This window comes from Eubacterium sp. (genome assembly GCF_057858645.1).
Genome location: NZ_DBLZZO010000001.1, coordinates 177,225 through 187,800 on the forward strand (window position 1 = coordinate 177,225; position 10,576 = coordinate 187,800).

10 protein-coding genes are annotated in these 10,576 nt (G+C 32.2%); 9 read left to right on the top strand and 1 reads right to left on the bottom strand.

All coding sequences use genetic code 11. The features are described from left to right. Positions 1 to 36: 36 nt before the first annotated feature. Positions 37 to 237, bottom strand: a complete 201-nt coding sequence (locus tag ACZM4J_RS00820; protein WP_195557049.1) for a helix-turn-helix transcriptional regulator — start codon at positions 235 to 237, stop codon at positions 37 to 39. 183 nt (positions 238 to 420) lie between these two features. On the opposite strand from ACZM4J_RS00820, the gene ACZM4J_RS00825 reads away from it, so the two are divergent. The 9 genes from ACZM4J_RS00825 (at position 421) to ACZM4J_RS00865 (ending at position 10,037) form a co-directional block, all read left to right on the top strand. Beyond that, positions 421 to 1,047 carry a DUF6462 family protein gene (locus tag ACZM4J_RS00825; RefSeq protein ID WP_472353401.1) on the top strand — a complete coding sequence of 209 codons (627 nt, stop codon included), beginning with the start codon at positions 421 to 423 and terminating at the stop codon, positions 1,045 to 1,047. A gap of 99 nt (positions 1,048 to 1,146) precedes the next feature. Further along, the gene (locus tag ACZM4J_RS00830; RefSeq protein WP_182382588.1) at positions 1,147 to 1,317 is read left to right on the top strand and encodes a hypothetical protein; all 171 of its coding nucleotides are present in this window, start codon (positions 1,147 to 1,149) and stop codon (positions 1,315 to 1,317) included. A 30-nt stretch (positions 1,318 to 1,347) separates the two neighbouring features. Further along, entirely contained in the window at positions 1,348 to 2,577 is a 1,230-nt protein-coding gene (locus ACZM4J_RS00835) for a site-specific integrase (protein ID WP_118031255.1), read from the top strand. A gap of 350 nt (positions 2,578 to 2,927) precedes the next feature. Further along, positions 2,928 to 3,248 (top strand): HipA domain-containing protein, encoded by a 321-nt coding sequence (locus ACZM4J_RS00840; RefSeq protein WP_022164556.1) that lies wholly within the window; start codon positions 2,928 to 2,930, stop codon positions 3,246 to 3,248. Between the two features lie 300 nt (positions 3,249 to 3,548). Continuing rightward, positions 3,549 to 5,312 carry a sensor histidine kinase gene (locus tag ACZM4J_RS00845; RefSeq protein ID WP_022164557.1) on the top strand — a complete coding sequence of 588 codons (1,764 nt, stop codon included), beginning with the start codon at positions 3,549 to 3,551 and terminating at the stop codon, positions 5,310 to 5,312. After that, entirely contained in the window at positions 5,306 to 6,859 is a 1,554-nt protein-coding gene (locus ACZM4J_RS00850; protein WP_022164558.1) for a response regulator, read from the top strand. Before ACZM4J_RS00845 ends, ACZM4J_RS00850 begins: the two co-directional genes overlap by 7 nt. Before the next feature lie 116 nt (positions 6,860 to 6,975). Beyond that, positions 6,976 to 8,292, top strand: a complete 1,317-nt coding sequence (locus ACZM4J_RS00855) for an ABC transporter substrate-binding protein (RefSeq protein WP_022164559.1) — start codon at positions 6,976 to 6,978, stop codon at positions 8,290 to 8,292. A 20-nt stretch (positions 8,293 to 8,312) separates the two neighbouring features. Beyond that, positions 8,313 to 9,197, top strand: a complete 885-nt coding sequence (locus tag ACZM4J_RS00860) for a carbohydrate ABC transporter permease (protein ID WP_022164560.1) — start codon at positions 8,313 to 8,315, stop codon at positions 9,195 to 9,197. A gap of 9 nt (positions 9,198 to 9,206) precedes the next feature. Further along, positions 9,207 to 10,037: a carbohydrate ABC transporter permease gene (locus ACZM4J_RS00865; protein ID WP_022164561.1), complete on the top strand. Its 831-nt coding sequence runs from the start codon at positions 9,207 to 9,209 to the stop codon at positions 10,035 to 10,037. Positions 10,038 to 10,576: the final 539 nt, after the last annotated feature.

Genomic DNA, 10,576 nt, shown 5'->3' on the forward strand with positions numbered 1-10,576 from the left:
GTAGATAGTAAAAGAGCTGGGTATCTTGTGCCCAGCTCAATCTTCCACATGGAATACATCTTCCACCAGCATATTAAAGTACTTTGATATCCGCAGCATAAATTCGGCAGACGGGGTACTGTCCCCACGTTCTATCCTGCCGACAGTTTTGGTGCTGTATCCGATAGCAGTGGCAAGGTCATCCTGGTAAATGCCACGCTGTTCCCGGATTTCTCTGATATTATTGGTAAACGCCATAAAAATCCCTTCTTTCAGTTCTATAGATATTTTCTTATTGTCAATTATGCAAAATAATGTATCCGATAAAAAGGATTTGCAATTTTTATCGGCAATATTTAAAGAACAGAAAAAATCAACAGATTTGATGAAAGAATAGAAGAACTTGCATCAGCAGAAAGATACGAAGAAAAAGTAAAACATATGAGTTGTCTTCTTGGAATTAAGACACATACAGCCCTTTCAATGATTGTCGAAGTTGGTGATTTTGAAAGGTTTGAAAAAGCACCGAAATTTGCTTCGTTTTTAGGTCTTGTACCAAGTGAAGATTCCAGTGATACGAGAGTTAATCGCTACAGCATAACAAAGGCTGGAAATAGCCACTTGCGAAAACTTTTAGTTGAAGTAGCCCAGAGTTATACAAGGGGAAATGTAGGACACAAATCAGTGGCATTGAAGCAAAGACAGAAAGGAAATCCACCGGAAGTAATTGCGTATGCAGATAAGGCAAATGAAAGGCTTAGACGAAGGTTTTACAAAATGACTCTAAACAAAGGAGTTAGTCGAGATGTGGCAGCAACAGCAATAGCAAGAGAATTAGCGTGTTTTATCTGGGGTATGATGACAGAAGCAGGCAAGGTTTCAGTTAGAGGAAAAGCAATGGCAAAAAAATTTGTTAGATATAAAGAAGGTTCAGACCTATATAGTATAGGGATGACAAAGTTTCAAGCGTTGGCAAAGGAAGCTGGAGCTGTGTATAAGATAGATGGAATGGCTTTAGTCAATTGCAAAGTATTTGAAAAATTTTTAGAAACATTTAGAGAATTTTAGAAATAAAAAAGTTAATATAGAACATTAAAGAGTTTGTGCTATTTAATAGTTGATTTTTTGTCATACAAAATATATAATAAACGCATGGAGGTATGCAATATGGCAAATAAAGGAAGACCTAAGTTAGAGAAAACTAAAGACAAGGTTCTTAGTATTCGCATTTCAGATGAGATGTATCAAAGGTTATTGCAGTATACCGAAAAACATAATGAGTCTATGACAAAAGTCGCAACGAAAGGTCTTGAGAAAATATTATCAAGAGATAAATAGTATGAGCTCTTTCTTATTAAGGAGGAACTTATGGCAAATAGAAAAGATCCTAGAGGTAGAACACTTAAATCAGGTGAGGTTTATAGAAAAGATGGTCGTTATGTTTATACGTACACTAATCCATTGGGACAGCGAAAATACATTTATGCTAATGACCTTGTATCTCTTAGGAGAAAGGAACAAGAACTATTAAAGGCTCAGTTAGATGGCTTAGATGTGTACACAGCAGGAAATGCTTCAATCAATTTTGTATTTGATAGGTACATTTCCTTGAAACAGCATCTAAAGGATTCTACAAGGAGCGGATATATATATACTTATAACCATTTCGTGAGAAAAGATTTTGGTAAAAAGAAAATCGCAGACATTAAATATTCAGATGTAGTGCAGTATTATCTATACTTATTGAAAGATAAGAATATTGCCCTTGGAACTTTGGATTCAATTCATTGTCTTTTGCATCCAACTTTTGAGTTGGCGGTAAGGGATGACATAATAAGAAAGAATCCTGCTACAGGCGCAATGAAAGAGGTAAATAGAAAATCTGGTAAAAACAGAGGTATTCGGCATGCACTGACAATTGAACAGCAAAGAGCATTTATGAATTATATTGCAAATAGTCCGGTGTATTATCACTGGTGGCCATTATTCACATTTTTGCTAGGTACAGGATGTAGAATTGGGGAAGCTATTGCATTAAGATGGGATGACTTGGATTTTGAAAATAAAATGATTACTATTAATCATAGTATTGCAAATTATAAGTCGGCAGAAAAGAATAAATGTGTGTCAACGCTGTCTACTCCAAAAACAGAGGCAGGTGTTAGAACAATTCCAATGCTTGATGTTGTGTATGATGCTCTAAAATTAGAAGAAGAGGATCAACAAGAGAATGGATTTAATGAGACTGTTATAGATGGCGTAAGTGGTTTTGTTTTTCAAAACAGATTCGGAAATATTCTGAATCAACAAGCAGTGAATTCAGCAATAAAAAGAATTGTAATTAATTATAATAATGAAGAAGAAATCACTGCAGCAAGAGAAAAAAGGAATCCGTTAATATTACCATATTTTTCATGTCACATTCTTAGACACACATTTGCAACAAGGCTATGTGAACAGGAAACTAATCTGAAAGTTATTCAGTCTATTATGGGACATAGAAACATTGAAACAACAATGGATATATATGCGGAAGCTACAGATAAAAAGAAGAAAGAGTCTTTTGAAAATTTATCTGTGAAATTAGATGTTTTTTAAGAAGTATAATTGGGAATTTGACATCAAATTTTCCGATTGACATCAATTTGACAACAAAATAGATAGAATATTAATTAATAATGAAGGATTACGAATAGTCTATTTATATAATTTTATATTAGTATAGTTTAATATGAAACTCTGTGAATAATTGCCAGACGACGTCCCGACAATGAAACAGTTGGATAAATAATTTATTAAATAAAAAGATTAAGCACTTTCTAAAAAGAGATTTTTAGGAAGTGTTTTTTAAAATAAAAATAAGTCAGAATAAAAATGAAATTCTACTGATCTAAAAGTACATATAAATTATACTTACTTCAATAAATATTAGTTGGAGAATATATATAATGGATGCTTTACTTGGAAATTTTGATCGTCATGGAGCTAACTGGGGATTTATAAAAGAAGACAATAAGTATACAATAGCTCCAATATTTGACAATGGCTCATGTTTGTTCCCTAATTTAGTAGATGAAGAAGAGATGAGAGAAATTATGAAATCAGAAGTGGAAACGGATAAAAGGATTTACAAGTTTCCAACATTTCAGGTAAAACTAAATGGTAGAAAGAGTTCTTATTTCGAAGTGATTAATAGTCTTCAGTTTGAAGAATGCAATGAGGCATTAAGGCTGCTAAAAGACTTGGAATCAGTACATCAACTTTTCTGAGAAGATATAGAGAATACTCAAAAACAAATCAATAAAAAATACTACAAAAAAGTGCAGACGTTAGAAAATGACTTCTAATATCTGCACTTTTTATGCTTATGCCATACTCATTTCCAAAGCCATTCTCCCACTATAACTGTAAGCAAATATATAACAAAATCTTTGCCCTAGCCTTTCTATTATATAAAAAAAGATACATTGACAAAAAATGAGGAGTTTATTTTTCCCCTATATTCAACTAACATTAAACCCTAAAATTGCAACAAGGACATAGAATTAACATTAAATAAAGGGGCTAAGGTGAAAAAAATAACAAAATACTGGAAAAAATTAAAAATAAGAACTCAAATTATTTTAGTTTATATACTTATACTTATCTTATCGTTTGCACTAACATTTACTTTCGTATCAATGGTTAATAACAAATACACCAAAATGGAAGTTGGAAAAGCAGGGGAACAGACTGTTAGTGCAGTTCAGGGAAACTTATCCCTTGTTTTTGAAAATGTAATACAACTTTCTACATATATATATTTTGATGATATAGTACAGGGCTCATTGAAAAATATTAATTCCAAAAATATTGAAATTGAATACCAAAAAAACATAACAAAAAGTTTGTTTAATATGATTTTATCAGGAGATTATATTTCAGGTGTGTACATTTTTGACAAATATGATAATTGTTACAACTCTTATAGGAAAACACCAAGAAAAATAGATAAAAACATTAGGAAAACTAACTGGTATCGAAAAATGGAAAAGGCGAACGGAAATGGCTTTTTCTATAAAGGAAGCGATGGAACTATTGATTATTACCAAAATAATAACTATTTGTGTTATGTAAGACAAATTGTTGATAAAAAGAATTACAAACCATTGGCAACTTTGTTAATAACTCTTGACCCAAATGTATTACAGGGATATTTTGATCAGGTTTCTGATGACAAAAATCAGTTTTACATTGTGGATTCAAAAGGAGAATACGTTGTCGAACCGGAAAACAAGCAGGAAAATTTTGTTAAATATACAAAAAATACTAAAAGAATGTCACAAGGCTTTGAAGAAGTAAAAACTTCTAAAGGAAAATGTATTGCTGTAGGTCATAATATGGGAATACAGGATTGGAAAATAATAGGAACATTTTCCCTTGATGAAATATCTGCATTAACCCCTTACTATTCCACAGTAATCATTATTATCATGTGTCTTAACATTATATTTGTATTTTTGTGCTCAACCTTGCTAACGTATTTGATTTTTAAACCTATTGGAAAAATTGAAGAACATATGAAATTAATAGAAAATGGTAAGTTTATTACAATGGAAAGTGATGATTACGAAAACGAAATAACCAATTTACGTCAGGTTTTTAATCATATGATTTTGTCAATAAAAAAACTTATGAACAAAGTAAAAGAAGAGGAAGGAATTATTGCCAAAGGAAAACTGGATATAATTTACGCTCAAATTAATCCGCATTTTTTATACAACACATTAGATGCAGTGTCGGCATTAGCCTTAATGAAGGAAAATGAAAAGTGCTTTGAAATAACTCAGGCATTGGGAAATTTTTATAGAAATAGCTTGAACAGTGGCCTTGATTACATAACTGTGGAAGATGAAATAGACAGTATTAAAAGCTATATCACTATTTTAAATATGAGATATGACAATCAAATTAAGGTGGACTATCAGATAGAGGAGTCAGTGAAGAAGGAAAAAATATTAAAACTTTTGCTTCAACCGTTAGTTGAAAATGCAGTCCATCATGGATTGAATGGTGAGGAAGGTACTGTAAGCATTAAAGCTTTTTCTCAGGATAATGAAATTATTTTCATTGTGTCAGATGATGGCGTTGGAATGAGTGAAGACAGGGTCGAGGCAATATTGCATGGGAAGAATATAACAGGAAAATCAGGCTTTGGTTTGCACAGTTTAATACAGAGAATCAGACTTTTATACGAAATAGAAAATCCTGTTATTATACAAAGCGAAATTGAAAATGGAACAGAAATAATTGTAACAGTTAAAAAGATGAAGGGGGAAAATTATACATGTTAAATGTACTATTAGTGGATGATGAAAAGTTAGAGCGGGTTTTAATTCACAAAGGCTACAGCTGGGAGGAGAATGGTTTTCGAATTGTAGGGGAGGCCGCTTCTGGAAAAGAAGCATTGGAATACATGGCGTACCATCATGTAGACATTGTTGTAACAGATATTAATATGCCGGTTATGGATGGCTTGGAATTTTCCGAGAAGTTATTAGAAAAGTATCCAAAGTGCAAAGTGGTAATAGTAACCGGCTTTAGAGAGTTTGAATACGCTAGAAAAGCCATAAAACTTGGAGTGGAGGAGTTCCTGCTAAAACCTATTAATATAAAAGAACTGGCAGAGGTAATGAACAACTTAAAAAATAAACTAGCCAAAATCAAAGAAGAAGCTTCAAAGGTTGCAAAACTTAAGGAAAGTGTGGAAAAGAATTATGACATACTAAAGGAAAGTCTACTTTTAAGATTAGTAGAAAAAAGAATTGATGAAGAAGAAGCTTTAAAGAAAATGAACACTTATAACTGTATAAAACTTTTAGATGGCGTAGTGTGTGCAAATATTAAAGTCAAAGAGACTCAGGAAAAAGAAAACTATCGAAAGGTGTTCGATTTTATTCAAAAGAACAGTGGTGAAAATGCTATTTCCTTTGTACATTTTATGCACAATATAGTAATTCTTTTTGAGAATACAGATTTGAAAGAATGTATGGCTTATGTTAATGACTGGCATAAAAAAATTAATTCTATGGGGATAAGTGTAACTATTGGAATTAGTGAAGAAACCAGTGGTTTTGGTGGTATATCAACGTCATACAATCAAACCAACAAAGCTATTGAAGCGTCTGTTCTTTTAGGCAGAAATAAAGTTATTGGATATTCAGAATACAAGAAAATTATGAATCAAAATAACATAAAAAAGGAAATTGACTGGGATGAATTTTTAGAAGCGATAATTAACTGCAAAATGAAAAATGTTGAAAATCATTTAAACGATTATATAGAAGTAATCAAAGATACTAAAATTCCGGATGAAGAATATCTTAAATTAATGACTATGACAATGATTATGCGCGCAGGTTCCACTTTAAATAAATATGGAATAAACTTATATGAGCTAATAAGTGAAGAAAAGGTGTTTAGTGATGTAAGAGGAATTACAAGTTTAAAGGACGTTTCCGTATGCACAAAAAAATACATTGAAACTATTTGCGAGTACCACAATCAGAAGAAAGCCAAAAGAAATACAAATGTAATTAAGGATGCACTTGAATATGTAAATAGAAATCTATATAACTCAAAACTTTCTTTGAAAAAAGCAGCAACAGATTTATATACAAACGAGAGTTATTTAAGCAGGGAGTTTAAGAAGGCGTATGGTATGAGTTTTGTTGAATATGTATCAAGGAAGAGAATTGATGCAAGTAAGAAGTTACTTAAGGAAACTAATCTGAAGGTATATGAAGTGGCTGAAAAAATTGGTTTTAAAGATGCACATTATTTTTGCATATGTTTTAAGAAACAAACGGGTCAAACAATAAAAGAATACAGAGGCGCATAATAAAAAAGGTTAAAAATTTGAGTAAAATTTTTAACCTTTTTTAGTCAAAATATTAAATTGAGATAGGCGTTATGAATAAAGTATACTTTGGTTATAAAAATTGAGGAGGAGATACAATGAGAAAGAGATTTTTTAAGAAAGCGTTGGCACTTACTTTAGCGTCAACAATGGCATTCTCAATGGTAGGATGCGGAAGTAGCAGCAAGGATAGCAGCGAAGGAAAAAGTGATGATGGAACAATCACTTTAAATGTTTGGCACCAGTGGTCAAACGACACTAACGAACTTAAGGGCAGATATGAAGAAGCTGTAAAAGCGTATGAAAAAGAAAACCCTAAGGTAAAAATCAAAACAGAAACTTTAGACACAGAAGCGTACAAAACAAAAATTAATGCTGAATTTGCAGGAGATGCAAAGGGTATTGATGTATTTTATTGGTGGGGCGCAGGCACAGCTAAGAAGCTAGTTGATGCGGGAAAAGTAATGCCTTTGGATGATTACATAACTGATGAAGTTAAGTCAAATATGATGGAAGGCTCAACATCAGCCTTTGAATATGATGGTAAGTTATATTCAGTTCCAATGTTTTCATGGTACATGACATTATTCTGCAATAAGGCGTTATTTGAAAAGGCTGGCGCAAAGCTTCCTAACACATATGATGAATTAGTAGATGCTGTTAAGAAGTTAGAAAAATTAAAAGGCGTTACACCAATGGCTGCAGGAGCAAAGGACGGATGGAATGCAGCTTTTGTATATCAGGCATTAGCGTTAAGAGAAGTTGGAGCAACAGGTGTAAACGAAATGTTGTCAGGAAAGAAAGAATTCGGTGACGAAGGTTACACAAAAGCAGCAGAAAAAGTAAAAGATTTATATGAAATGGGTGCATTTGGCGACAATCCTTTAGAACAGGGTAACGATGATGCAAATGCAGCATTTGAAAATGGAAAAGCAGCAATGAGAATTATGGGAAGTTGGTTTGCTAACAATGTATACACTGACAAGGCAGCAACAGTAAAACCAGAAGATGTTTTAGCATTAAAGATTCCTACAATTTCAGATGGAAAAGGTGAAACAACAGATTATTGTGGTGGATTCGTTGAATCATTCTGGGTAAACAATAACACAAAATATAAAGAAGAAGCAGCAAAGTTTGCTATTTACATTAATGAAAAAATGGGTGTTGCATCATACGAAACAGGTTCAGGATTTAGTGGATGGAAAACAAAAGCAGACGAAAGCAAGTTAAATCCATTATTTATTCAGATTAAAGATTTATTATCAGAAGGAAAGCAGGGCGTACTTGCATGGGATACATCTTTAGAAGCAGAACCTGCAGCAGTACATAATGAACAGGTACAGACTTTATTTGCAGATGGAGCAGATGTAAAAGCATTTATAGAAGAACATAAGGCAGCAATTAATGGTAAATAGTAAGTGAGGCGGGAAGTATTATGAACAAAATGCTTGGAAATAAAAAGTACATATTAATATTTATATTACCGGCGTTAGTTTTATTTATAGGATTCACATTGATTCCGTTAATAACATCAGGTATATACAGTTTCTTTGAGTACAACGGGATTGGGAGCAAAACATTTATCGGCATAAAAAATTATATACAATTATTTACTGAGGATAGATATTTCCCTCTCGCAGTTAAGAATTCATTAATACTTGTGGCAGCATCATTATGTATTCAGCTACCAATATCTTTAACATTAGCTTTGGTATTATCAAAAGGTGTAAAAGGAGACAATTTTTTTAGAACCATATATTTTGTTCCGGTTGTAATATCAAGTATGGTTATTGGTCAGTTGTGGTTGAAAATGTTTAATAGTGACTACGGTGTAATTAACACCGTAGTCAGATATTTTATACCAGGTTATGAACATTCGTGGTTAACTAAAAATGCATTTCTGACAGTATTGATACCCTCTATATGGCAATACATTGGTTACCATTTGATTATTTTCTATGCCGGTATTAAATCAATATCAACTGATTACTATGAGGCAGCCCAAATTGATGGGGCATCAACGTTGCAAATTTATAGAAAAATAACTTTACCGTTGTTGGTACCTGTAATAAAAACCTGCGTAATATTTGCAATAACAGGTTCTCTAAGAGCATTCGATTTAGTTTATGTTATGACTGGTGGTGGACCGAATCACGTCAGTGAAGTTCCTGCCACATTAATGTATAACAACTTATTTAGAAAAGGTTTATATGGTTATGGAAGTGCTCAAGCCTTTTTCATAGTAGTAGAATGTTTAATATTTACATTTATTGTAAATAGGATATTCAAAAAAGCAGAGAAAAATGTGTCAGCAGTGTAGGAGGGGAAAATGAACAAGAAGAAATTAAAATCAATACCAAAATTTACAATATTATTGTTAATTGCAATAACTCAAATTTTCCCCTTATATTGGTTAATAACATTTTCTTTAAAAAGCAACACGGAAATATTTGGAGAGAATGTTATAGGATTACCAAAGGTATGGAGATGGGACAATTATGTAACAGCTCTAAGTTCTTCCAACTTAATACGATATTTTCTGAACTCTGTTTTATATACAGTAGTTACAGTAGCTGTAGCTGGCGTAATAGCAGCTATGGCAGCATACGCAGTTTCTAGAATGATATGGAAAATGAGAAATATTGTCTACGGATTATTTATGATAGGAATTATGATACCGGCGCAGGCAGCGTTACTTCCACTATTTCAGATTTTGGATAAATTAGGCTTAAAAGGTGGTTATTTAGGACTAATGATTCCGTATATAGCAGGTGCGTTACCTATGAGTATTATGATTTTAGTAGGCTTTTATAGAGGTATACCAAGAGAAATGGAAGAGGCAGCGTACATTGACGGATGTGGAATTTTTAAATGCTTTGTACAAATTATTTTACCTATGGTAAAACCAGCAATAGCTACAGCTTCAATATTCACATTTTTAGGAACATGGAACGAATTAATGTTAGCTAATACATTTGTGGATAGCGATAAGTATAGAACACTTCCTGTTGGAATAATGTCTTTAGCAGGTCAGTATTCAACAGAATGGGGACTAATTGGAGCAGGTATGGTTATAGCAACTTTACCTACGATAATTATATACTTCTTCCTAAGCAAACAGGTTCAGGAAAGTTTGGTTGTGGGAGCTGTAAAAGGTTAAAATTGAATTATAATTACAAATGAAATAGAAGCTAATCTCAAAAAAGTTGAAAATAATGTGCACTATTTCTTTCAGGTGTAAAAGACAGAAAATTCAACAATAGAGATTAGCTTATTATTTAATGCTAAATTTCTATATGATTAATATTACTTTATACTATAGTAGTTAAATATATTAGAAAATTACAAATCAAATACAGAAATTTAAAGTAGTTACAGTATTTCTGTGCTCATATTAGGCAAAACAAAGACTACTTTTTGTCATAATGTATTAGCGGTTAAATAAGATTATTTGGTAAAATAATCGAAAAAATAAAAAAAAGAAAAAAAGTTGTTGACAGGTGTAGCCAAAGATGGTAGTATATCTCTTGCACTCGCAAAGAGCGGGTGCTAAACAACTTAAACCTGTTAGTCGACAGAAAAAACTTTTTTGAAAAAAATAAAAAAGTTGTTGACAAACATAAATAAGTATGTTAAATTAATATGGCTGTTGAAAAACAGCAAACAAGAACATTGATAATTGAACAGCAACCATCCCTG

Excerpts from the sequence above, each read along its gene's own strand:
- ACZM4J_RS00835 (WP_118031255.1), top strand. The coding sequence starts at position 1,348 with ATGGCAAATAGAAAAGATCCTAGAGGTAGAACACTTAAATCAGGTGAG.
- ACZM4J_RS00865 (WP_022164561.1), top strand. The coding sequence starts at position 9,207 with ATGAACAAGAAGAAATTAAAATCAATACCAAAATTTACAATATTATTG.
- ACZM4J_RS00820 (WP_195557049.1), bottom strand. The coding sequence starts at position 237 with ATGGCGTTTACCAATAATATCAGAGAAATCCGGGAACAGCGTGGCATT.
- ACZM4J_RS00860 (WP_022164560.1), top strand. The coding sequence starts at position 8,313 with ATGAACAAAATGCTTGGAAATAAAAAGTACATATTAATATTTATATTA.
- ACZM4J_RS00830 (WP_182382588.1), top strand. The coding sequence starts at position 1,147 with ATGGCAAATAAAGGAAGACCTAAGTTAGAGAAAACTAAAGACAAGGTT.
- ACZM4J_RS00840 (WP_022164556.1), top strand. The coding sequence starts at position 2,928 with ATGGATGCTTTACTTGGAAATTTTGATCGTCATGGAGCTAACTGGGGA.
- ACZM4J_RS00855 (WP_022164559.1), top strand. The coding sequence starts at position 6,976 with ATGAGAAAGAGATTTTTTAAGAAAGCGTTGGCACTTACTTTAGCGTCA.
- ACZM4J_RS00825 (WP_472353401.1), top strand. The coding sequence starts at position 421 with ATGAGTTGTCTTCTTGGAATTAAGACACATACAGCCCTTTCAATGATT.
- ACZM4J_RS00850 (WP_022164558.1), top strand. The coding sequence starts at position 5,306 with ATGTTAAATGTACTATTAGTGGATGATGAAAAGTTAGAGCGGGTTTTA.